This window comes from Neobacillus rhizophilus (assembly GCF_018343535.1).
Classification (GTDB): domain Bacteria; phylum Bacillota; class Bacilli; order Bacillales; family Cytobacillaceae; genus Neobacillus; species Neobacillus rhizophilus.
Genome location: NZ_JAGYPF010000001.1, coordinates 721,351 through 745,532, shown reverse-complemented (window position 1 = coordinate 745,532; position 24,182 = coordinate 721,351). Strand labels below are relative to the sequence as shown.

Sequence of the window (24,182 nt, the reverse complement as noted above, 5' to 3'; positions counted from 1 at the left end):
CATGAGTAAAATTAACGAACTTTTTAAAGGTAAACCAAATGTTATCAACGTAGGTATTGAGTCATTCAAGGAAGATTTAGCGAAACAAGGTGCAGAAGTCATTCATTTAGAATGGACACCGCCTGGAAGAGGAAATCATGCGTTAATTGCAGCACTTGATAAATTTGAAAACCCTGCCATCATGCAAAAAATTGAAGAAGCAAATAAGTTGGCGGTAGAAAGAATTATAAATTCTCACCCGATTTTAATCGGTTATGACCAAGCGATTAACTGCGTACCAGGTATGACGAAGAAAACCATTCTTCATGCTGGCCCGCCTATCACTTGGGAAAAAATGAATGGCCCAATGAAGGGTGCTGTTACCGGCGCACTGGTATTTGAAGGTTTGGCAAAGGATTTAGAAGAAGCAGCTGAACTTGCAGCATCTGGTGAAATTACTTTCGCTCCTTGTCATGAACACAACTGTGTAGGTTCCATGGCAGGTGTTACTTCAGCATCAATGTTCATGCACATTGTTGAAAACAAAACGTATGGCAATATTGCCTATACAAACTTAAGTGAGCAATTAGCAAAAATCCTTCGCATGGGTGCTAATGATCAAAGTGTCATTGATAGATTGATATGGATGCGCGATGTATTTGGTCCTATTTTAAGAGATGCTATGAAATTGAATCCAGAGGGCATTGATTTGCGTTTGATGCTTGCCCAGGCTCTCCATATGGGTGACGAGTGTCATAACCGAAATGTTGCTGGTACAACTCTATTAATTCAAGCATTAACACCTTATATTTTACAAACAGATTATACAATCGAGCAGAAAAAAGAAGTATTTGATTTCGTAGCCAGCAGTGATTATTTCTCTGGTCCAACATGGATGGCAATGGCAAAATGTGCTCTTGATGCTGCTCATGGCATTGAAAATAGCACAATCGTAACAACGATGGCCCGTAACGGTGTGGAATTCGGTATCCGTGTAAGCGGTATGCCAGGAAATACATGGTTTACAGGCCCTGCACAAAAGGTTGTTGGTCCAATGTTTGCTGGATACAAGCCGGAGGATTCTGGACTTGATATTGGTGATAGTGCCATCACGGAAACATACGGTTTTGGCGGATTTGCAATGGCAACGGCTCCAGCAATTGTTGCGCTTGTAGGGGGTACAGTTGAGGATGCTATCGGTTTTTCAACAAAAATGAAGGAAATCACGACAACTCAGAATCCGAATGTAACAATCCCATTGCTTGATTTTATGGGTCTTCCAACTGGAATTGATGTTAGAAAAGTTGTTCAAACAGGAATAATGCCAGTCATTAATACCGCCATTGCGCATAAAGAAGCAGGCATCGGAATGATTGGTGCAGGTATCACTTATCCGCCGGTAGAAGCTTTTGAAAAAGCAATGTTGGCATTAAACGAAAATATTCATTAATCAAATATGCTTTTTGGGGGAGATTGATGTCCCAAGTTTTATTCTTGGTTTGGGAACCTTCCCCCCCAAAGCCCCATAGGAAATTGTGTGACAGGACATAAGAACGGGAGCGATTGTAGGTGGACAATAAGTCTTTAAATATGGAATTGATCCTTGCTAGTGAACAAGGAGATGTCAATACTGTACAAAAATTGCTCGAAGAAGGAGCAAGTGTTGATTTTAAAGATGAAAATGGCCGGACAGCATTAATGGCTGCAACTCAAAAAAATCAAGTAAATACAGTGAAACTGTTGTTGGAAGCAGGCAGTGATGTTAATACCAGAGATATTACACAGCTAACACCTTTCATTTGTTCTGGTGCAAATGGCTTTCATGAAATTCTTAGCATGATGCTGGAATATAGTGCAGACCTAAAAAGTGTCAACCGTTTTGGCGGTACAGCCCTATTGCCTTCAAGTGAGAAAGGCTATTTAAAAACAGTGCAAGTTTGCCTTGATGCAGGAGTTCCTGTCAATCATGTAAATAATTTAGGCTGGTCAGCACTTCTCGAAGCCGTAATTTTAGGCAATGGGGGCCGTTTATACTCGAATATTATAGAAGTTCTTGTAGAGGCTGGGGCTGATGTGAATTTGCAGGATAGGGACGGAAAATCATCCCTGCAGCATGCCGCAGAGTTAAATCAGGAAAGAGTAGTTAAAATTCTTAAAAAAGAATATCAAGAGGATAACCAAGTAATTCAATCAGCTAAAAAGCTATATAAAGAAAATTGCTTTGAAGAGGCAATCCTAGTAATCAATCAAGCTCTTTCAGAGGAACCAAACAATCTTGATTATCATTTCTACAAAGGTTATAACCTCCAAGAATTAAAGCGGTACGAAGAAGCGCTTGAGGAGTATAACAAAGCTTTAACATTCAATACCAATGATTTAGATTTCTATTTCTACACAGCAAATTGCTTAAGATTAATGAACAAGCCTGAGGAAGCGCTTACAAAATATGATAAAGCTTGTAAATTAAACCCTGACGAAACGTTTTACCTTTACCACAAATCCAATTATTTAAGAGAATTGGGCAGACATGAGGAAGCAGTACGGGAAATGAATAAGCTGCTTGCAATGCAGCCACAACGCTATGATTTCTCCTTCCACAAGGCTAACAGTCTAAGATCATTAGGAAAACATGAGGAAGCGATCGAAGCAATTGAGAATGCCATTAAACACGACCCGTTGAACCCTTTATATCATCTTCATAAAGAGCAGTCTATTGAATTATTAAAAAAAACAACAAGTAGTTAGATAGGAGCATACGCCGTGGAAAAATTAGTTATTGTAGCAATTGGGGGGAATTCTTTAGTCCGGGAAAATGGACGTGATTCCGTTCAGGATCAATATGAAGCTGTTAGTGAAACAGCTGTAAACATCGCTGATATGGTTGCGGAGGGCTTCAATGTGGTAGTTACACATGGAAATGGCCCGCAAGTAGGGTTCGGTCTTAGAAGATCGGAAATTGCGAATGAAGTTGCTGGAATGCCATCAGTCCCTCTGGTCAATTGCGGCGCTGAAACTCAAGGCGGAATCGGCTATCAAATTCAACAAGCTTTGATTAATGAATTTGCTAAGAGAGGCATGAACAAAAAAGTTGCTACGGTTATTACACAGGTTGAGGTAAGTCCTGATGACCCTAATTTTAAAAACCCTACAAAGCCGGTAGGATCCTTCTTTACTTTTGAACTAGCAGAAGAAATGAAGAAAGAACATCCGGATTGGATCTTAATTGAAGACTCAGGCCGCGGCTATAGAAGAGTGGTTCCTTCGCCGAAACCAATAAATATTGTTGAAAAAGATGCAATTAAAACATTAATAGAGGCTGGATTTGTTGTCGTTGCTGTTGGCGGCGGAGGAATTCCTGTTGTTAAAACGGAAAATAGATCATACGAAGGCATTGATGCGGTTATCGATAAAGATTTTGCAACAAGTTTGTTAGCAGAACAAATACAGGCAGAAACCTTAATTATTACGACTGGCGTGTCCAGAGTTTGCATTCATTTTGGTAAACCAAATCAAAAGGCACTTGAAAATATTTCAATTGAAGAAACAAAACAGTATGTTGCAGAAGGACACTTCCCTCCAGGCAGCATGCTTCCCAAAATTGAAGCAAGTTTAAACTTCTTGGAAAAGGGCGGTTCCAGGGTCATCATCACAAACCCTGAGAGTCTAAAGGATGCTATTCAAGAAAAAGCAGGTACCCATATTGTTAAAAAAACAACAACTTAATGGGTAGTAAATGGAATAAGCCAATTTAGAAAAGGTTTAGCTGTATTAAAAATTAATACATTTTTGAGGAGAATTTACATGGCAAATGCAAATATATCTTTATGGAAAAAAGGAGACTTTGCTGCTTCCTTCGGTTTGTTCGTTAATGTTTTGACAGACTTTTTGGTTATGATCTCACTATTAATTGGTGTAGTTGGTATGCCAAAAGAGTTTGTTTTTAAACAAATTGTTCCTGGCTTTGGACTTGCTGTGCTTCTATCTGGCATTGTATTTGCTTATTTTGGCTATAAATTAGCTAAAAAAACAGGCAGATCAGATGTTACCGCACTACCATCAGGTTCTAGTTCACCTGGTATTTTTCTTATCGTATTTGTAATTATGCTTCCTCTATATCATCAAACAAAGGATGCTGCTTTTACTACAACAGTGGGTGTGCTTTGGTGCTTCTTTGAGGCAACCATGCTAATAATAGGTGCATTCCTGGGCGATACTCTTAGAAAGTTTGTCCCAAGGACTGTATTACTGGCAGCCTTAGCAGGTTTGGCTTTTGTATTCTTGGGTATGAACCCAATGCTGCAATCTTTTGAAATGCCTATAGTGGCATTTGTTGCAATTATCATCATCTTCATGAACTGGTTAAGTAAACATCCAATATTAAAGAAAATACCTACAGGTTTATTATTGATTGTAATTGGAACGGCAATTGCTTGGATAGCTGGATATCAAAATCCTGCCGACGTTACTGAAGCTCTAAAATCATTTGGCTTTAATCCTCCCATGTTGCATTTAAATGGACTTTTCGATCATATTGGCGCTGCGCTGCCATATTTATTGACGGCTGTACCTCTAGGATTGGCGAACTATATTTTTAATCTGGAAAATGTTGAAGCTGCTGCTGTTGTTGGGGATGAATACAAAACTAGAGACGTAATGCTAACAAATGGTATTTGTTCAGCGATAGGCGGCCTTTGTGGAAACCCATTCCCGGTAACTGTATATGTAGGTCATGCTGGTTGGAAAGAAGTTGGTGCAGGTATAGGCTATTCTATTGCTAGCTGTGCAGCAATATTTGTATTATCGATTTTAAGTCTTATGGGTCTGTTACTGGCTGTTATCCCGATTGCGGCGATTGTTCCTATGCTCGTGTTTATTGCGATTGTATCAGGGCATCAAGCTGTCAAAAACAGTCCGCAATTTGAAGCCCCTGTAATCTTTGTATGTTTCTTCCCATGGGTTGCTACCTGGGCGCTTACTGCTGTTAATAATGCAATTTCAGCTACTGGGATGACGGTGGGGACTGCTGCCGGTCAAGTTTCTTCACATGCCCTGCATAATGCTGGACTTTTCTACGATGGCTTGGTTGCTCTGGGTAATGGTGCACCTATTACTAGTGTTCTTTGGGGTTGTATTGCAATCTTTACGATCCGTAACACACCTATTGGAGGCGTAGTAGCTGCAATGCTGGGGGCCATTTTAACATTTGTTGGTGCCATTCATACAAACACTGTCGGACTCGCCCAACCAACTGCTATGCCTTTCGTTTGGGGATATCTACTAATTGCAGGATTTTTAGCGTATAAACTCTATGTAAACAAGAAAGAAAACATTGGTCCTGTTACAGAGTAAAAGTGAAAGTGTTCAGGAATATAAAATAGATGACTTCCAAATTTAGTTATTCAAAAAATTTTTATAAACAAAACTTGGAGGATTTGGCTATGGAAAAATATATTAAAATGGCTGTTGATGCAACGATTGAAGGTATGAACAATAAGATCGGCGGACCATTTGGTGCCACAATTGTACGCGATGGTGAAGTCATTGCTGCAGTAAGCAATACGATGATGAGAGATACTGACCCTTCTGCACATGCAGAATTGGTTGCGGTAAGAGAAGCTTGTAAAAAATTAGGGACTTTTGATTTATCAGATTGCGTAATGTATGCAACTTGTGAGCCATGTCCAATGTGTGTGGCTGTCATGATTTGGGCGGGGATTAAAGAGGTATATTACGTTAATACAAAAGAAGATGCTGAAAAGCATGGATTCTCCGACATGCACCTGCGCAAATATTTAAAAGGTGAAGATGATAGCGTTATTAAAATGGTAAAAGTAGAACAAAGAGATGATTGCGATAACTTATTTGAGCACTTCCATAAGCTTAACGAGAAGTAATAAAAAATATAAAACGTCTGGTAATCAGTACCAGACGTTTTATATTTTTTTACATGTTTAGGTGGGAGTGCAGGAAATCAACAACCTGTTGAAGTGCATTTTGAACAACTGGATTATGAAAATCTTTATCGAATACATGTTCTCCGTTTGGTATGGTTATTAACTTTGCTTCGACAGATTCCTTTATAATTGCTGCTCTCATAAAGACAGACTGCTCGTATGGAACATCCATGTCTTTTGTCCCGTGCAGCATTAGTGTTGGGGGATAGTCTTTAGTAACATTGTGAATTGGACAATATTTCTTGAGCCCTTCTTTGTTGCTTTCTTGCATCGTGCCAGTGATTAAATTAATCCAAGTACCTTGCTGTCTGCCATGTACATAAAGAAGGAACCGCTCTTCCACAGAGGCTTCGGTAAGTGTCTTATCTGAAATAAGAGTATTTGCTACATTTTGTGGAACCATGTCTTTTTGACAATAATATTTGCTTGGTGAAGTTGCCCATTTACCTAAAATGTCACCATATCCATAGAAGGAGACAATTGCGCTTGGTTTATTTTTAAAGGTGCCGGTACTTAGTGCTAAAAACCCGCCAGCGGAACTACCAACTACAGCGATTTTTTTTGGATTAATCGAGAACTGTTCGGCTCCTTTTGTGATAATCCAATCTATTGCATCTTGAATGTCCTCGAGAATTTTCGGCAGCTTCGTTTCTGGTGCCAGGCGATAATCGATGGAAAACGACGCGAACCCATTGTTGGTATATAACCGGATCATATCGTCACTAATTTCTTCTCTTGTTCCCCAAATTAATCCCCCGCCATGAATATAAACCACAACAGGTGCATGCTCTCGATTTGTTCCAAAGTAATCTGCTTTTAGTTCAAAAGAATCATTCTGCTTATATATAACTGTTTGCTTCATCAATTTGCACGTCCAATCATGAAGTATTGAGAACGTGCCAAGTTTATCAAAGAATGTAAAAAAAGTCATTGTGTATGTTGCCTAACAAAAATACTGATATTTTGGATTAGTCGTACAAAGACGGATTTGTGCAATGTGTCTAAAATGAAGATATAGTCAAGATGTTGGAACACTGATGAGCTTTCCATTATTTTGTTGTTGCGTAATAAAGATTGCTTGAATGGATTTGTCCGGCACTTTTCTTTAGATGGTGCCGGACTTTGAATTCTAATAAAATTATTTTTTGGAGGTAAGCTGCTTTGCAAATGAGTAAAAGTAATAATTTCTTTAGTACCCTTCAATGGTTTATCTATTTACTCGCAAATTCGATTGCGCTTCCGATTGTGATTGGAAATGTATTTCACCTTTCTGATGCAGCAATTTCGGACCTTATGCAAAGAACGTTTTTTATTGTCGGATTAAGCTCTTTTATTCAGGCAAAATTTGGCCATCGATTTCCAATTGCAGACGGACCTGCTGGGTCCTGGGTAAGCATTTTTGTTATTTTCGCAGGAGTTGGCGCGGAGCAGGGGTTAACAATGAAAGAAACATTACAGACTCTTGAAGCTGGATTAATTTTAGCAGGAATGCTGCTATTGTTATTAGGCGTGTCGAAATGGGTCCGTCATTTGTTATTCCTCTTCTCTCCATTGGTAACTGGTTGTTTTCTTTTTATTTTGGCTATCCAGCTAAGTGGTGTATTTATAAAAGGAATGGTATCCATAAATCCTCTTACAGGCCAGATTGACAAGCTGAGTTTCTTTGCTGCAATACTAGTATTTTTCCTTATCATCTTCCTTTCCACAAAAGGAAAGGGCTGGCTGAAAAGTTACGCAATTTTAATAGGTATATTATGCGGTTGGGTGCTGTTATTAATATTCGGTAAGAGTTCACAGTCTATATCCTATTCAGCATCATGGATTAAATTTCCTGAGATATTTCCTTGGGGATATCCACATTTGACAAGTGGTATTTTGATTACATCGATACTATTTACCTTTTTACTCATTTCAAACACATTTGCAGCTATCAGTGCTGCAGCGGATACAATTCCAAATCAACAAACATCATTAGAAGTTAGGCTTTATAAAGGAACATGTGCTGGGGGACTTTCTCATATTTTATCAGCCGTATTTTCAACTATTGCCGTTGTACCGCTTCCGGCGACTGCAGGGTTTGTTAAGATAACCAAACAATACAGGATTTTTCCATTCGTTGCAGCATGTGGGGTTTTAATGGCCTTTTCCTTTTTTCCTGGAGCAGTGAGTATGTTGGCATCGCTGCCATTATCTGTTGCAAGTGCTGCGCTTTTAGCAACACTAATTGATATGCTGGCAATTGGTATCAGGTCATTGATAAAGCACCCATTAAACGATAGGAATATAGCCATTATTGGAATTTCACTCCTATTAGGGATTGGAACAATGTTTTTACCTGCAGATGGCTTAAATGGACTTCCGTACGTGATTCAAAATTTGGGTAAAAATGGTTTATTAGTCGGGACTTTCATGGCGATCTTACTTGAACAGATTTGGAAAGAAAAACAGCCATCTACCACTATGTGATTTTATTAGAAAAAAGCGTGCAAAGAATTTTTGCACGCTTTCTGCTGTTATTTGTCATTTTTCTTCTCATTGCTTTTATCGCTAAGCGTGCGATAAATCTGCGTATACATGCTGCCTTCTGCTATATTTTCAAGAAAAAACGGTCCAATTAGTTCCAGATATTCTTCATCATCAAACATTTTCTTATTTTGCCATTCCATCTCCGCTAACCCGTCGTAAGTAGAGAGCAATGCATATGTATGATCGTTTCCAGAAATTGGAGTTAGAATCTCAACCTTATGGTTATAATTTTCCATTCTAAATTTTTTTATTTCTCGTAAATTTTCAATACCTTCTTTAAATTTATCCTGTTTAATCGTGAATGTCTGGTGGACAATAACCGCCATTGCATTACCTCCAATCAAGTAAATAAGAAGGCAGTCTCGAAGGCTAATGGATCAAAACCCATGTGAGACTGCCTCTTTCTATTTTGGACTAGTTTATTGATAGCTTTCCCAATCCGTGTAATGGCCGCTGCCTTGACATCCCGGACATTCAAACGAATTAAAATATGCAAATTCATTGTAAGGGTAAACGGTGTAGCCTCGGCCAAAACAATCTGGACATTTGCCTTGGTCTTTCATAGTGGAGAGATGATTTTGATAGCGTGTTTCTCTCCATTGATTGAATGAGCTGAGTAGTCCCATTTTTTTCACCTCAACGTTTTTATTTAGTATGGGGTAAAAATGGAATAATTATGCTTTTATTTTTAAAAAGGTAACAGCTGCTGCAAATACTTTTATATAATAATATTTTTATGTAAAACAAGCCCTGTTTGTGAATGCAAAAAAGCGGTAATCCCGTTCATTACCGCTTTTTTTTTGAATATTAAATGCTGAGATTTAGTTTTTTCATCCGATATTGCAGGCTTTGCCGGCTTAGGCCTAGCAATTTGGCACTCTTTGAAATATTGTTGTTATTCTTTTTCAACACATGCTCGATGTAGGATTTTTCAAATAGCTCTAGTTGCTCCTTAAGAGGTATCGCAATATCTGCCTGTTCATTAATATAGGTATCAACTGTGGAAAGAGGTAGCATTCTTTCCTTCAATTGCATTTTATTGCGGTATTGATACGGTAAATGGGAGTACTTGATGATTTCTTCATCCATCATGATGTTCAATGCAGCTTCAATGATATGTTCAAGCTCGCGGATGTTACCGTGCCAATCATATTCAAAAAATGATTGCTTAACCTCATCAGATAATCCTTTAACATTCATTTGAAAACGTTCATTATATTTTTCGATGAAGTGCTCCACCAATAATGGAATATCCTCTTTTCTTTCTCTTAATGGCGGGATGAAAATCGTTACCACCCCCAGCCGATAATATAAATCTTTTCGAAGATTGTTATTGGCGACAGCATCAATCGGATCCTCGTTGATATTGGCGATTACCCTGACATCAACAGGTGTATCCTTTGTATCGCCGATTCTACGGATCATTCGTTCCTGTAGAACACGAAGCAGCTTTGCCTGAAGGTTCATATTTAAAGAGTTAATTTCATCAAGTAACAGTGTGCCGCCTTCAGCCTGTTCAAATAATCCCGGTGAATCAACAGAGCCCGTAAAAGCTCCGCGTTTCGTTCCGAAAAGAAGGCTTTCAATTAAATTATCAGGCAGGGCAGCACAGTTTTGCGAAATAAATGGACCGGCCAGCCGAGTGCTGGCATTATGAATACTCTGCGCAAAAAGCTCTTTGCCTGTACCGGTTTCCCCAACGATTAATACATAGGATGCAGTCCGGCTGGCACGTTTCGCTGCTTCGATCACTTCTTTAAGGGCAGGGCTATTCCCGATGATATTATCAAAGGTATATCTGGTGCCGCTTTTATTGGTATTTCCTTTTATCAGGCGTTCGAGTTTTGTTACGTCATTGGCAATTTCTACTGCGCCTTGCAGATTTTCATTTTGATAAATTGGGATAGTATTATTGATGGTCGTAATTTCACGGCCCTTATTATTAAAATAGGTTTGCTTGACATTACTGGTTTCCTTGCCATCCTGTAGAGCTTTTACTAGTGTACTAGATTGATTATCTTTAAATTTAAAAACATCCAGCAAATTCTTATTGATCACTTCCTGAATATCCATCGACTCTATTTGCATCATTTTTTTATTGTAAACGATAGTTTTCCCCGTATTATCGACGGCGTGGACGCCTACGTCGACCTCGTCCAATATCCTTTTGTACATGCTGTTTATATATTGCAGCTGTTGGATTGTTCTTTTTGTATTTTCCATGACGTTTTCTCTCCTTGCAAATCCCTTATGCACTAATTTAATCAAAAATCAGACTATAATGCAAAATAATTTTGCGTAAATTCTTAAATATATGCAAAATAGCAAAAAAAATTGGCGTGTTTTTTATATTGAAACGTTGTTAAACTGCAAAAAAATAGTTGGCACGGAACTTGCATATTAATAGTGTGATACAAACAAAGGAGGTTTAATTACATGCAACCGTATACACACGAACCACTTACGAATTTTTCTGAAGAAAAAAATAAAAAAGCATTTCAAGATGCACTTGACTTTGTTCAATCACAGCTTGGGAAGCACTATCCAGTCGTAATTGGCGGAGAGCTAATTACAACCGACAAAAAGATTGCGTCTATCAATCCAGCAAATAAGGAAGAAGTTATCGGTACCGTATCGATGGTTGACCTAGAATTAGCTGAAAGTGCTATGCAAACAGCATTAACTACTTTTGAAACATGGAAAAACTGGGCTCCTGAACATCGTGCCAACATTATATTCCGCGCTGCTGCCATTCTGCGCCGCCGCAAGCATGAGTTTTCCAGCTACATGGTGAAGGAAGCAGGGAAGCCATGGAAAGAAGCCGACGCTGATACTGCAGAAGCTATTGACTTTTTAGAATACTACGGCCGACAAATGCTGAAAATCAAAGATGGCTTTCCTGTAAACAGCCGTTTTGGCGAATTTAATCAGTTCCATTATATTCCGCTTGGGGTTGGTATCATCATTTCGCCATTTAACTTCCCATTGGCGATTATGGCAGGAACAACAGTAGCTGCAATCGTTAGCGGGAACACTGTGCTTTTAAAGCCGGCAAACTCAACGCCAATCATTGCTGCAAAATTTGTAGAGCTGATGCATGAAGCAGGTCTTCCTAATGGGGTATTGAACTATGTTCCGGGCAGTGGCGCAGAAATTGGTGATTACTTAGTCGATCATCCAAAGACACGCTTTGTTTCCTTCACTGGATCCCGTGAAGTTGGCTGCCGCATTTACGAACGTGCAGCTAAAGTTAACCCAGGACAAATTTGGCTGAAGCGTGTGATTGCGGAAATGGGCGGTAAAGATACAGTTGTTGTCGATAAAGATGCAGATTTAGATTTAGCCGTGTCTTCTATCGTTTACTCAGCTTTCGGATTCTCAGGTCAAAAATGTTCTGCAGGATCACGTGCTGTTATTCACCAAGATGTTTATGATGAGGTTCTTGAAAAAGTGGTTGCACTTACAAAGACATTAACGCTTGGCAGCCCTGAATCACTAGATACTTATATGGGACCTGTCATCGATGAAAGATCTTTCAAAAAAATTATGAGCTATATTGAAATTGGCAAACAAGAAGGCAGACTCATGACCGGTGGTGAAGGGGACGATTCCAAAGGTTACTTCATTCAGCCGACCATTTTTGCCGATGTTGATGAGAATGCCCGCATTATGCTTGAGGAAATTTTCGGGCCGGTATTGGCTATCGCTAAAGCGCGTGACTTTGACCATATGATGCGGATTGCTAATAACACCGATTACGGCTTAACAGGTGCATTGGTTTCCAATAACCGTGAGCATATTGAGAGAGCACGCCGTGAGTTCCATGTTGGCAATCTCTATTTCAACCGCGGCTGTACAGGTGCGATTGTCGGCTATCAGCCATTTGGCGGATTTAATATGTCAGGAACGGACTCCAAAGCAGGCGGCCCTGATTATTTAATTCTTCATATGCAGGCAAAGACGACTTCAGAAACGCTGTAATTTTAAGAGGATAGCAAGGGGGCTCACAAGCCTCTCTTGCAAAAATAAAGGGAGGACATAAAATGACTATGACATCAATTAAATCTACTGAAATTATTGAACAAACACATAAATTTGGAGCTAATAACTATCATCCGCTGCCAATCGTCATTTCCAAGGCGGAAGGGGTTTGGGTGGAAGATCCTGAAGGAACACGCTACATGGATATGCTTAGTGCGTATTCTGCAGTAAACCAGGGCCATCGTCATCCAAAAATCATTCAAGCTTTGAAAGACCAGGCAGACCGTGTAACTCTAACATCACGCGCATTCCATAACGACCAGCTGGGCCCTTGGTATGAAAGAATCTGCAAGCTGACCAACAAGAACATGGCACTTCCAATGAACACTGGTGCAGAAGCAGTTGAAACGGCGTTAAAAGCTGCACGCCGCTGGGGTTATGATGTGAAGGGCATTGCAGAAAATCAGGCAGAAATCATTGCGTGCACAGGCAATTTCCATGGCCGGACAATGGGTGCGGTTTCCTTATCTTCCGACCCAGAATATAAGCGCGGTTTTGGCCCGATGCTTCCTGGCATTAATTTAATTCCTTACGGTGACCTTGAGGCGCTAAAGGCAGCGATTACACCAAACACTGCAGCATTCTTAATGGAACCGATTCAAGGTGAGGCGGGAATTATTTTACCTCCTGACGGATTTTTAAAGGCTGCTTCAGAACTATGTAAAGAAAACAACGTCTTATTTATTGCTGATGAAATTCAAGTTGGCTTAGCCCGTACGGGTAAAATGTTTGCCTGCGATTGGGAAGAGGTTGAACCAGATATGCTTATTTTAGGTAAGGCATTAGGGGGCGGAGTATTCCCAATTTCCTGCGTGGTTGCCAATGCCGATGTTTTAGGTGTATTTAATCCAGGATCGCACGGTTCCACTTTTGGCGGTAATCCGCTTGCTTGTGCGGTGTCCCTTGCAGCACTTGATGTCATCGAAGAGGAAAAACTGCCTGAACGTTCACTTGAATTAGGAAAATATTTCTTGAATCAATTGAAGAAAATCAGCAATCCGATGATTAAGGAAGTCCGCGGTAAAGGATTGTTTATCGGGGTGGAACTAACAGAGGAAGCAAGACCATATTGTGAACAATTGAAAGAAGAAGGCTTGTTATGTAAAGAAACGCATGATACAGTTATTCGTTTTGCACCGCCGCTGATCATTTCCAAAGAAGAAATTGATTGGGCAGTTGCAAAAATTCAAAAGGTTTTAGGTTAATTAACTATAAATATTTTAAAAATTTGACGAGGTGTCTTCCATGTCTGTTAATGCAGTGGTAAATGAAATGACAAAAGAGCAGCAAAAGGAGCAGGAGTCATTAAATTTGTTTTACTCTACACAAACAGTAATACAAAAGGCTTTGGCAAAATTGGGTTACCAAAACGAGATGTTTGACTTATTAAAAGAACCATTAAGATTATTGACAGTCCGCATACCAGTCAGAATGGATGACGGTTCTGTTAAAGTGTTTACCGGTTATCGCTCCCAACATAATGATGCGGTTGGTCCAACTAAGGGCGGCGTTCGCTTCCATCCGGAAGTGAATGAAGAAGAAGTAAAAGCATTGTCCATCTGGATGAGCTTAAAGTGCGGGATCACCAATCTTCCTTATGGCGGCGGTAAAGGCGGCATCATCTGCGACCCGCGGAAGATGTCTTTTCGAGAGCTTGAAAGATTGAGCCGCGGCTATGTTCGTGCGATTAGCCAGATTGTTGGTCCGACAAAAGACATTCCGGCGCCAGATGTTTATACGAACTCCCAAATTATGGCGTGGATGATGGATGAATACAGCCGTCTTCGCGAGTTCGACTCACCTGGATTTATTACCGGTAAGCCAATCGTATTAGGCGGTTCCCAAGGACGTGAAACAGCAACGGCACGCGGCGTAACCATTTGCATCGAAGAAGCGGTCAAGAAAAAAGGTATTGAACTGCAAGGTGCCCGGGTAGTCATCCAAGGTTTTGGAAACGCGGGCAGCTATTTAGCTAAATTCATGCATGATGCCGGTGCAAAGGTTATTGCTGTTTCCGATGTTTATGGTGGAGTCCATGACCCAAATGGTCTTGACATTGACTACTTGCTTGATAGAAGAGATAGTTTTGGTACATTCTCACAGCTCTTTAAAGAGACAATTACCAATAAAGAACTGCTTGAATTAGAGTGTGACATCCTTGTTCCTGCTGCCATTTCAAATCAAATCACTGCGGAAAACGCAGCCAATATTAAAGCAGCAATCGTAGTGGAAGCTGCCAATGGTCCGACAACTCTAGAAGCAACGAATATTCTGACTGAACGCGGAGTCCTGCTTGTCCCTGATATTTTGGCAAGTGCAGGCGGTGTAACAGTTTCCTATTTTGAATGGGTGCAAAATAATCAAGGCTATTATTGGACTGAAGAGGAAGTAGCCGAGAAACTTAAAAAAGTAATGGTTGACTCTTTCGAAAAAATCTATCGGACAGCGCAGGAATATCAAGTTGACATGCGTTTGGCCGCCTACATGACAGGTATTAGAAAAATGGCGGAAGCAGCACAATTCCGCGGCTGGGTGTAAGAAGCTTTCAAAATCGGACGAAATCTTAGATAAGGAGAGAACAAAATTGATTTTTAAGGATGAAACTATTTATAGTCCCTGTTCAGGCACTGTTGAAAAAGTTGTCACAAAGGAAAACAACCACGTGTATGAATGGGAGAAACTATTTCTAGTAAGAGCAGAGAACGGTGCCATTGTAGAGATTTCGTTCGGTATAAGCGGCTATGTAAGATCCATTTATGTAAAGAAGGGACAAAAGGTGGATCCGCAAACCAAGTTAGGAATCATCCAAGATGATTTACAAATTACCGGCTGCGATTAATAAAAATAGTTCATTTTACATCCATTTAATACTCTTCCCATTTTAGTGGGAAGAGTATTTTTGCATCTGGAGCGCAAAATATTTAATATTATGCAAAAAATTTTGGCGCTATAATTTCGAAAAATGTTCAAAATTTAAGCTTTTTATTTTGGCATGAAAATTGCAATTAAATATAACGTAAAAATAGTGATAATTTTAGAAAGATTTGCCGGTTGTATAAAATTTTAAATTCGCTTATTCTTTCTTGTGTGACAGAAAAGTGAAGGCAACTTGCCAGTCACATTTTCTCCTATTTTTACAATCACATCAATTTGAAAGCGTATACTTCAATGGGAAAGAGGGGAAATTTCATGCAATTACCTGAAAACAATCAAACCCATGAACTGCAAAGAACGATGAAGTCCCGCCATCTGTTCATGATTTCGCTGGGCGGAGTCATCGGTTCAGGTTTGTTCTTAGGATCTGGTTATACGATCAGCCAGGCAGGGCCGACAGGAGCAATTCTTTCGTATATCGTCGGCGGTTTCATAATGTTTTTAACCATGCTTTGTCTTGGTGAGTTATCTGTCGCCATGCCAGTATCGGGATCGTTCCAAACTTATACTACTAAATTTATTGGACCGGGGACAGGATTTGCTCTTGGTTGGTTATATTGGTTAGGCTGGGCTGTTACTGTTGCTCTTGAACTGCTATCAGCAGGACAACTGATGCAGCGTTGGTTTCCGCATGTAGATGTTTGGGTATGGAGTGCAATTTTTGCCATCGTATTATTCGCTCTAAATGCTTTATCTGCTAAAGCTTTTGGTGAAGCAGAATTTTGGTTCTCAAGTATAAAAATTTTAGCTATAATCATGTTCATCGCACTAGGCGGCGCTGCCATGTTTGGCCTGATTCATATGAAAGGCGGACATGCTGCCCCATTCTTATCGAACTTTACAGCTCACGGTATAATGCCGCACGGCTTTACTGCTTTAATAATTACCATGATTGCAGTTAACTTCTCGTTCCAGGGAACCGAATTAATCGGGATTGCTGCCGGAGAAAGTGAAGAGCCGGAGAAAACCATTCCAAAATCGATTAAACAAACAGTTTGGCGTACTCTATTCTTCTTCGTGTTAGCAATCTTTGTCGTGGCCGGGTTAATTCCAATGGAAAAAGCAGGTGTGGTGGAAAGTCCGTTTGTTGTGGTATTTGACAGCATCGGTATCCCATATGCTGCTGATATTATGAACTTTGTAATCCTAACAGCTTTACTTTCTGTAGCAAACTCAGGTCTTTACGCTGCAACCCGGATGTTGTATGCAATGTCAAAGGAAAAGATGGCCAGCCCTGATTTAACAAAAGTAACCAAGAATGGTGTTCCATTTAACGCGCTTGTGTTAACACTTGGGATTGCATTACTATCTTTATTATCAGGCTTTTTTGCTGAAAAAACTGTCTTTGTTTGGCTTTTGTCAGTAGCTGGTTTAGGAGCACAGGTAGGCTGGATTTCCATCACTGCTTCACAAATTGCCTTCCGCCGTAAATATATCCGTGAAGGCGGTAAAGTGGAGGATTTGAAATTTAAAACACCACTATTCCCAATCCTGCCAATTATTGCATTAACTTTAAACGTTGTGGTATTGTCCAGCTTGGCATTTGACTCAGAGCAACGCTTGGCATTGTATCTTGGTGTTCCATTTGTTATCGCCTGCTACCTGATTTATCATTTTAAAATTAAAAAGAACCGCGAGCAGGACGGAACAGAAGAGCAAGAATTACAACTTCAAAATGATAAAAAAATGGTTATTTAATTCTTATAACGCTTGGGCTTCCAAGCGTTTTTTCGTGGATAATCTTTTAAAATCGCCAAATACTATTTATGAGGTGATATCGATGGGAAAGTGGAATGAGCAAGCTGCACCTAATAACAATTTACATCCAAAAACAATCAAGACAAGTAACTTGGTGCAGAGTGACACGGGATATGGATTTTCCGAGGAATTGTCAGATGGCGGCGAACGTGATGAGTATATTGAGCGTCAACAAGATGATTTTAAAATGAAATAATGGACATAGGGAGTGGCGATTTTTTTAAATCGTCACTTTTTTAGCTAATAAGTATAAACTTTCTGTCGAAAGCTTTATACTTAACGCATAAATTCAACTACGCCTCTGTCTTCGTCCTATCGGACTCGCAAATCGGCAAGTTTTTATTTATCTAAAAACCCTTTACAAGGCAAAAATTATCATGTAGAATTTCTATATACCTAATAAATCTAGGTAGGTGAAAAAATGTTTAACCGCGAACTGGTAAAGGGAAGCACATCGTTAATCTTATTACAATTATTAAACGAACGCGACATGTATGGATATGAGCTGGTAAAGGAATTAGAGCAGCGCAGTGAAAATGGTTTGAGTGTAAAGGAAGGGACGTTATATCCCGCGCTCCATAAGCTAGAAAAGCAGGAATATATTGAATGCTATTGGCAGGAGCAAGAGAAGGGACCGGCCCGTAAGTATTATCGCATCACTGAAGCTGGAAAAGAAGTGCTCGCAGAAAAAACACGAGAGTGGCAGGACTTTGTAAAAGTAATGAATAAGGTTATTGGGAGATCGAAGCATGGAACAGCTGAAGAATAAGTTTCTTAATGAATTGTCCCAAGAACTCGGTACTCACTATGATAAAGAAAATATTCTTCGAGAATACGAGACCCATATTGATGAAATCATCTTAGAATCCTTTGAAGAAACGGATCATGGGAAGCTCGAGGACCTTTTATTCACAAGGCTCGGAAGTCCAGAAGAAATAGCTGCCGCTTGGCAGGAAGAACTTTCCGTCACTCCAAGCAATATGAAATGGCTATTCATTCTCCTCAATATTATTTTTTTTGCAGGAGGCAGTTTTCTGACGCTTATACATAATTTGTACCAATGGTCGTGGCTGACATCAATTTGGAATCATCTAACATCCATTCCCGCTTTAATTGCCTTCTTGTATTTGTTTTTTTGGGCATTATTGGGGTATGAAATGGGCAGAGGCTTTGGACATGGCGGACGAAAGCTGCTCAGAAAAACATTTCTTTTATCGCTCATTCCTAATTTAATTTTAATGATGTTAACTGTTTTCGAAATCATACCACATTCATGGTTTGCTCCTTTATTAACGAAAACATTTATTATTGCTTGTATCATTTTTACGATATTTCTGTACCCAATAAGTATGCTTGGCTATCGATGGGGGAGGAAAGCGTCGATATAAGCAGTTTTTTTTGCAATATTACCTAGAAATACGATGTATATAGAAAAACAATGTAAAAGAGGGATGAATATGGAAAGCAAAATGGCAAAAATGGATTGGTTGTTTTTAGGTTTGTGCTTATTGCTTGGGATTTTGGCTGAAGAATCATTTTTCCGCGGGCAAATAGGGATTTCATATTTGGTGTTTCTTTTCGCGTTTTATGCGGTCTTTTTTTGGCGGTACCGGCGCTTTTCGTTTACCCACCAACGATTCGGTTACCTGGTTCTATGCTGCATCTGGCTTCTTGCCGCAAGCTACTTTTTGAATGATAATATGTTTTTTAATGTATTAAACATTATAGTGATACCTGCACTAGTTGTTTTTCATATAGTCATTGTAACAAGTCCGAAAAGTATGCAGTGGAATAAAATTTGGTTTATACCTTATTTGTTTTTTAGACTGTTAGATGCAATCAAATATAATGCGGCAATGACTAAGCTGATTGGAAGCGGTGTAAAACGAGGTGTGGATGAAGATAAATTTATCATCTGGAAAAAGGTTTTCATCGGTATTCTGATCTCAATCCCAGTCCTATTTGTGGTCTTAAGTCTTCTTATGTCGGCGGATACCCAGTTTGAACGGATTATGGGCGGTATTCCGAATTGGTTTAATGCATTTGATGCGGAAGGCATGATAAGGTTAATCGTCATTCTCATTTTTACTGCAGCATTCTTTGGGTTTATGCAGGTCTTGATTAAAAAGCAAATTGAGGTGATAAAGCAGCCTGAGTTCCAACAGGGCTTGAAAGTGGATGCGATTATCACCATAACAGTTCTTTGTTTAATTAATATCGTTTATCTATTATTTACCGTAGTTCAGTTTAAATATTTCTTCAGCGGAACCCTTCAGGGTGATTATACCTATGCCGAGTACGCTAGAAAGGGTTTTTTTGAACTGTTATTTGTCACCATCATTAATTTATCGATCATTGTGGTTGTGTTGACTTTCGTGGGCTTGACATCTCATTTTATAAAAAGATTTACGCAAATCCTGCTGACACTTTTGGTGTTTTCAAGTGCTGTGATGCTATGCTCCGCGTTTATCAGGCTAAGTATGTATGAAGATGCGTATGGATTTACCTTTATAAGAGTCATGGCACACTCGTTTATGATATTTTTAGTGTTTATTTTTACCTATACATTGGTGAAAGTTTGGATAGAGCGGCTGTCGTTATTTCATTTTTTCTTTATTTCATCCTTACTTTATTACACAGTCATGACGGTGATCGATCCTAATCAAATTGTCGTAAGTAAGAACCTCGACCGGTATGAATTAACAGGCAAAATTGATGTTCACCACTTTGACAGCCTGTCCTATACCGGTGTTCTGGGGTTAATCGACCTTTACGAAAAAGATAAGAATATTGAAAGTTTGACGCAAATTTTAGAAGTCAGGCAGAAGGAGGCCCTAACAGAGGATGCATCTTGGCAGTCCTATAATTTAAAAAGAGAGCAGGCATTTATGGAGCTAAGAAAGCTTAATTTCAAATAAGACGAAAACCGGGCTGGGAGGCCCGGTTTAGTTTTAGTAAATTTTCTATTAGTTAATGAACAATTTAATTAATCGCCATTAAACATATCAAAAAGACCGCGGGCGATGCTGCCTTCATCCTTGCTGCCGCCTCGTGCTGGTGCTGCAGCAAATACCCGGCTTGCCAGCCTGCTGAATGGCAGCGACTGAATCCAAACTGAGCCAGGGCCGCGCAAGGTTGCGAAGAATAAGCCCTCGCCGCCGAACAATGCAGTTTTAACGCCTTTTACAAACTCTATATCATATTGGACATCACGAGTCATCGCCACTAGGCATCCAGTATCAACCCGTAAACTTTCACCGTGACCGAGCTTCTTTTCAATAATGGTACCGCCTGCGTGAACAAACGCCATTCCGTCGCCTTCGAGCTTCTGCATGATAAAGCCCTCGCCGCCGAAGAAGCCGACGCCAATTTTTCGCTGGAACTCAATGCCGACCTGAACACCTTTTGCCGCTGCGAGAAATGCATCCTTTTGACAGACAATTTTGCCGTCAAACTGACTTAAATCCATCGGAATGATTTTTCCAGGGTAAGGGGAAGCAAAGGATACATGGCGTTTGCCTGCACCTGCATTCGTGAAGGTTGTCATAAATAAGCTTTCACCTGTTAACACGCGTTTTCCCGCTGAAAACAGCTTGCCCATCAGGCCGCCGCCACTACCGCCAGAACCATCACCAAAAATGGTCTCCATCTGAATATCGTCATCCATCATCATGAAACTTCCCGCTTCTGCGATAACTGTTTCCTGCGGGTCCAGTTCCACCTCCACAAACTGCATATCATCACCGTAAATTTTAAAATCAATCTCGTGGTTATTCATAACGGATTCCTCCACTTTTAAAAATTAACACCTATCTATATTTTAAAGGAAATAGGAAAAAAGTGCTAATCTTATCAAGGGACAAAATAAAAAAGACGCCTGAAAGATCAGGCGTCTTTGCGTATTGCGGCGAAAAAACCACACTCCACATTGTGTGCTCCTAGAAGGAATGTTTCTCGTCTTATGCAATTCAGCTCATCGCTATGCTATTGTACCATAAACGAAAAAAGAAAACAATTGTATATTTTTTAGCTAATAAGAATAAAATTTTTCCAAATTTTATTCTTAACGCATAAATTCAACTACGCCTCATGAACCGTCCTATCGGACTCGCCAATCGACGAGTTTTCATTTAACAATTACTATTGATTATATTTATCTATTATTGTATATTCAAATAATCAGATATACAAAAATATGTGATAAGAAGGGTGAGTATGTTTACAGATAAAAGATTCCATCATTATTCTTTAAAGAGTGTACCAAAGGATCTGCTCTCTGGGTTGATTGTCGGGGTGATTGCGATCCCCCTTGGTATGGCCTTTGCCATTGCTTCAGGAGTGAAGCCAGAGTATGGAATCTACACGACCATTGTTGCCGGGATTCTTATCTCCTTATTCGGCGGCTCCAAGTATCAAATTGGCGGCCCAACAGGTGCATTTATTCCGATTTTGTTCGGAATCGTCATGACGTATGGCTATGAAAACCTGCTGATAGCGGGTTTCATGGCTGGAGTAATCCTTGTCTTAATGGGGGTATTTAAGCTTGGTTCGCTGATTAAATATATCCCAAGGCCTGTTACCATCGGCTTTACCGCAGGTATTGCGGTAACCATTTTTACAGGACAGATTGCCAGTTTCCTAGGTTTAGAGGGCATCAAAAAGCATGAGGAATTTATTTTAAACATTAAGGAAATTGTTGTGCACCTTGGGTCTACGAATATTTTCAGTATTTTAACAGCAGCGATCTGTTTGGCAACGATTATCATAACACCTAAAATCGCGCCAAAGGTACCGGGCCCTTTAATCGGTTTAGTCGTATCAACGGCTGCCGCTTCCTTGTTTTATCCTGGACAGGTAGCAACCATTGGTACGGCGTACGGTCAAATTCCTAGTACTCTGCCCGCACTGCATCTGCCTGAGCTAAATATGGATATCATCCTAGAATTGATTAGGCCAGCCTTTATTATTGCCATGCTCGGCGGGATTGAATCGCTTCTTTCTGCCGTGGTCGCAGATGGGATGACGGGCAGTCGTCACAACAGCAATAAAGAGCTTGTCGGGCAGGGTATTGCCAATATGATTACGCCATTATTTGGCGGGATTCCAGCGACAGGTGCCATTGCCCGGACAGCAACAAATATAAAAAATGGAGCAGTTTCACCGTTATCAGGGATTTTTCATGGAATTGTGGTTCTGCTTGTGTTAATCTTTTTTGCACCATATGCATCGTTTATTCCTCTTGCCAGCATGGCACCGATATTAATGGTCGTTGCTTGGAATATGAGCGAGCGAAAGGTTTTTGCCCATATTTTTAAAACAAAATCAACGGACTCACTTGTTCTTGTAGTCACATTTTTATTAACAGTCTTTGTGAACTTGACCGTGGCGGTGGAGGTAGGATTGGTCATGTCAGCCATTCTGTTTGTCAAACGGATGAGCGACGTGATGATTACGGCCAAAGCGCTGCCGAACCCGCAAACCAATCGCGCCAAGGTGGAAACTGGGATGGTGACCGATACACATGACTGTCCGCAGATTAGCATCTTTAATATTGAAGGACCGCTGTTCTTTGGTGCAGCCCTTACATTTGAAGAAACGATCATGAATACCATTAATTATCGTCCGAAGATTCTGTTGTTGCGGATGGGCAGGGTTCCATTTATGGACACAACCGGGGAAGCGAATTTGGCAAGTATTGTACGCCACTTTTCCAAAAATGGTATAGTATTAATATCAGGAATAAATCCGCAGCCGGAAAGTGTACTGAAAAAGACGGGGTTATACGAGGTTGTAGGCGATGAACATTTCTTTGCCCATACAGGTGAAGCCATTCAATATGCTTTAAAGGAAATAAATCAAAACAAATGCCTGGGCTGTAAGCATTTTGCATTTAGAGAATGTAAGAAGCTTTCCGGTACTGAGGCAAAAGAGGGAAGCAGACAGAAATTAACGGCTACCTTCTAGTTTTGTAGTAAAGGTGATGATGAATTGAATTTAGAAATGCAGCGGTTTAAAGCAGAATTTTTTAAAGCTTTGGCTCATCCATTAAGAATTCGTATTTTAGAAATTCTCGCTGAGGGAGAAAAAAGTGTCAATGAAATTCAGACACTTGCGGGTAGTGAAGGCTCGGCTGTTTCACAGCAGCTGCAGGTACTAAGGGCGAAAAACATTGTTACCGGCACCAAGGATGGAAACAAAGTTATTTATACATTAAAGGATTCCATGATCATTGACCTCTTAGCAGTAGCAAGACAGATTTTTAACAATCATTTGGTCAATACCATCACTATATTGGATAAATTTAAAGAAGAGGAAGAAGTACCAGCAGTTACGCCGAAGAATTGAATTCTTCGGTTTTTTCTATTTAAATAGTAAACCTGTCACGACTTTTCCAAAAGGACAGCCCAAATATTTTTCTTCAAAAAACGACATATGATTCTTGTTTTCCTCCTTACCTGATAGATTAATATGCAAATTATTATTGTGAAAATAATAAAATATCATGGGATTGGCGAAAATGATGTCAGTTTATGTCGTCTTGCCCTTTCTTGACATACCTACTAAATAATGATAAATTGTAAACAGCCGTTGCACGAGATTAGATTTATGTAATATGCTTGATCAAGGTTTTGACCGAAGTTTGGATGAAGTAATGAGTAAAGCTATCTGCGTTGTAATTTGGTGAATTTTACACATGGCTTTTTTCAAGCCAATAGGAGGATTTTTTTTTATGAAAAACGGTAAAGTAAAATGGTTTAACTCAGAAAAAGGTTTCGGATTCATCGAAGGAGAAGACGGAAACGACGTATTCGTTCATTACTCTGCAATCCAAACTGAAGGTTTCAAAACTTTAGAAGAAGGCCAAGAAGTTTCTTTCGAAGTAGTTGAAGGAGCTCGTGGACCACAAGCTGCTAACGTAACTAAGAAGTAATTTTATCAAACTAACTATAACAGTCCGGTACTTGTGCCGGACTGTTTTTTATTGTCTCC

The 24,182-nt window shown here is 39.9% G+C and carries 22 protein-coding genes; 18 read left to right on the top strand and 4 right to left on the bottom strand.

The genetic code is table 11. The features are described from left to right. The first annotated feature begins 1 nt into the window (after position 1). The 5 genes from KHA99_RS03550 (at position 2) to KHA99_RS03530 (ending at position 5,873) form a co-directional block, all read left to right on the top strand. On the top strand, positions 2-1,429 hold the full coding sequence (locus KHA99_RS03550) for a YlbE family protein (RefSeq protein ID WP_213116036.1): 1,428 nt from the start codon (positions 2-4) through the stop codon (positions 1,427-1,429). 119 nt (positions 1,430-1,548) lie between these two features. Then, positions 1,549-2,724 carry an ankyrin repeat domain-containing protein gene (locus tag KHA99_RS03545; RefSeq protein WP_307851973.1) on the top strand — a complete coding sequence of 392 codons (1,176 nt, stop codon included), beginning with the start codon at positions 1,549-1,551 and terminating at the stop codon, positions 2,722-2,724. 15 nt (positions 2,725-2,739) lie between these two features. Continuing rightward, positions 2,740-3,702 carry a carbamate kinase gene (gene arcC / locus KHA99_RS03540; protein ID WP_213116035.1) on the top strand — a complete coding sequence of 321 codons (963 nt, stop codon included), beginning with the start codon at positions 2,740-2,742 and terminating at the stop codon, positions 3,700-3,702. Between the two features lie 78 nt (positions 3,703-3,780). Beyond that, entirely contained in the window at positions 3,781-5,328 is a 1,548-nt protein-coding gene (locus KHA99_RS03535; protein WP_213116034.1) for a xanthine permease, read from the top strand. Between the two features lie 89 nt (positions 5,329-5,417). Continuing rightward, positions 5,418-5,873 carry a nucleoside deaminase gene (locus KHA99_RS03530; protein ID WP_213116033.1) on the top strand — a complete coding sequence of 152 codons (456 nt, stop codon included), beginning with the start codon at positions 5,418-5,420 and terminating at the stop codon, positions 5,871-5,873. A gap of 49 nt (positions 5,874-5,922) precedes the next feature. Here the strand turns inward: KHA99_RS03530 and KHA99_RS03525 are convergent, their stop codons facing one another. Beyond that, a complete protein-coding gene (locus KHA99_RS03525; RefSeq protein ID WP_213116032.1) occupies positions 5,923-6,795 on the bottom strand; it encodes an alpha/beta hydrolase in 873 nt (290 codons plus the stop codon). A gap of 305 nt (positions 6,796-7,100) precedes the next feature. On the opposite strand from KHA99_RS03525, the gene KHA99_RS03520 reads away from it, so the two are divergent. Further along, entirely contained in the window at positions 7,101-8,399 is a 1,299-nt protein-coding gene (locus KHA99_RS03520; RefSeq protein WP_213116891.1) for a purine/pyrimidine permease, read from the top strand. A gap of 47 nt (positions 8,400-8,446) precedes the next feature. On the opposite strand, the gene KHA99_RS03515 is transcribed toward KHA99_RS03520, so the two are convergent. Then, positions 8,447-8,785: a hypothetical protein gene (locus KHA99_RS03515; protein WP_213116031.1), complete on the bottom strand. Its 339-nt coding sequence runs from the start codon at positions 8,783-8,785 to the stop codon at positions 8,447-8,449. A 481-nt stretch (positions 8,786-9,266) separates the two neighbouring features. Continuing rightward, positions 9,267-10,682, bottom strand: a complete 1,416-nt coding sequence (locus KHA99_RS03510; RefSeq protein ID WP_213116030.1) for a sigma-54 interaction domain-containing protein — start codon at positions 10,680-10,682, stop codon at positions 9,267-9,269. Between the two features lie 213 nt (positions 10,683-10,895). Between KHA99_RS03510 and pruA the strand changes: the two genes are divergently transcribed. From pruA to KHA99_RS03465, 9 genes are all read left to right on the top strand, one after another. Further along, on the top strand, positions 10,896-12,440 hold the full coding sequence (gene pruA / locus KHA99_RS03505; RefSeq protein WP_213116029.1) for an L-glutamate gamma-semialdehyde dehydrogenase: 1,545 nt from the start codon (positions 10,896-10,898) through the stop codon (positions 12,438-12,440). 62 nt (positions 12,441-12,502) lie between these two features. Continuing rightward, the gene (locus tag KHA99_RS03500; protein ID WP_284037667.1) at positions 12,503-13,705 is read left to right on the top strand and encodes an ornithine--oxo-acid transaminase; all 1,203 of its coding nucleotides are present in this window, start codon (positions 12,503-12,505) and stop codon (positions 13,703-13,705) included. A gap of 67 nt (positions 13,706-13,772) precedes the next feature. Further along, positions 13,773-15,038, top strand: a complete 1,266-nt coding sequence (locus KHA99_RS03495) for a Glu/Leu/Phe/Val family dehydrogenase (protein WP_213116889.1) — start codon at positions 13,773-13,775, stop codon at positions 15,036-15,038. A 46-nt stretch (positions 15,039-15,084) separates the two neighbouring features. Next, a complete protein-coding gene (locus KHA99_RS03490) occupies positions 15,085-15,339 on the top strand; it encodes a biotin/lipoyl attachment domain-containing protein (protein ID WP_213116028.1) in 255 nt (84 codons plus the stop codon). 350 nt (positions 15,340-15,689) lie between these two features. Further along, on the top strand, positions 15,690-17,132 hold the full coding sequence (locus KHA99_RS03485; RefSeq protein ID WP_213116027.1) for an amino acid permease: 1,443 nt from the start codon (positions 15,690-15,692) through the stop codon (positions 17,130-17,132). 82 nt (positions 17,133-17,214) lie between these two features. Next, positions 17,215-17,388 (top strand): hypothetical protein, encoded by a 174-nt coding sequence (locus KHA99_RS03480; RefSeq protein WP_213116026.1) that lies wholly within the window; start codon positions 17,215-17,217, stop codon positions 17,386-17,388. A 225-nt stretch (positions 17,389-17,613) separates the two neighbouring features. Next, positions 17,614-17,961 carry a PadR family transcriptional regulator gene (locus KHA99_RS03475; protein WP_213116025.1) on the top strand — a complete coding sequence of 116 codons (348 nt, stop codon included), beginning with the start codon at positions 17,614-17,616 and terminating at the stop codon, positions 17,959-17,961. Next, positions 17,942-18,580, top strand: coding sequence for an HAAS signaling domain-containing protein (locus KHA99_RS03470; RefSeq protein WP_213116024.1), 639 nt, complete (start codon positions 17,942-17,944; stop codon positions 18,578-18,580). The genes KHA99_RS03475 and KHA99_RS03470 overlap by 20 nt, the downstream gene beginning before the upstream one ends. A 69-nt stretch (positions 18,581-18,649) precedes the next feature. Then, positions 18,650-20,110, top strand: a complete 1,461-nt coding sequence (locus tag KHA99_RS03465) for a DUF4153 domain-containing protein (protein WP_213116023.1) — start codon at positions 18,650-18,652, stop codon at positions 20,108-20,110. 68 nt (positions 20,111-20,178) lie between these two features. Here the strand turns inward: KHA99_RS03465 and KHA99_RS03460 are convergent, their stop codons facing one another. Beyond that, positions 20,179-20,970, bottom strand: a complete 792-nt coding sequence (locus tag KHA99_RS03460; protein ID WP_213116022.1) for a TIGR00266 family protein — start codon at positions 20,968-20,970, stop codon at positions 20,179-20,181. A gap of 437 nt (positions 20,971-21,407) precedes the next feature. Here KHA99_RS03460 and KHA99_RS03455 point away from each other — a divergent pair, with 437 nt between their 5' ends. The 3 genes from KHA99_RS03455 (at position 21,408) to KHA99_RS03445 (ending at position 24,123) form a co-directional block, all read left to right on the top strand. Continuing rightward, complete coding sequence (locus KHA99_RS03455) at positions 21,408-23,156, top strand: SulP family inorganic anion transporter (protein WP_213116021.1); 1,749 nt, start codon at positions 21,408-21,410, stop codon at positions 23,154-23,156. A 24-nt stretch (positions 23,157-23,180) separates the two neighbouring features. Beyond that, positions 23,181-23,537, top strand: coding sequence for an ArsR/SmtB family transcription factor (locus tag KHA99_RS03450; RefSeq protein WP_213116020.1), 357 nt, complete (start codon positions 23,181-23,183; stop codon positions 23,535-23,537). Positions 23,538-23,922: 385 nt separating this feature from the next. After that, positions 23,923-24,123: a cold-shock protein gene (locus tag KHA99_RS03445; RefSeq protein WP_042463935.1), complete on the top strand. Its 201-nt coding sequence runs from the start codon at positions 23,923-23,925 to the stop codon at positions 24,121-24,123. Positions 24,124-24,182: the final 59 nt, after the last annotated feature.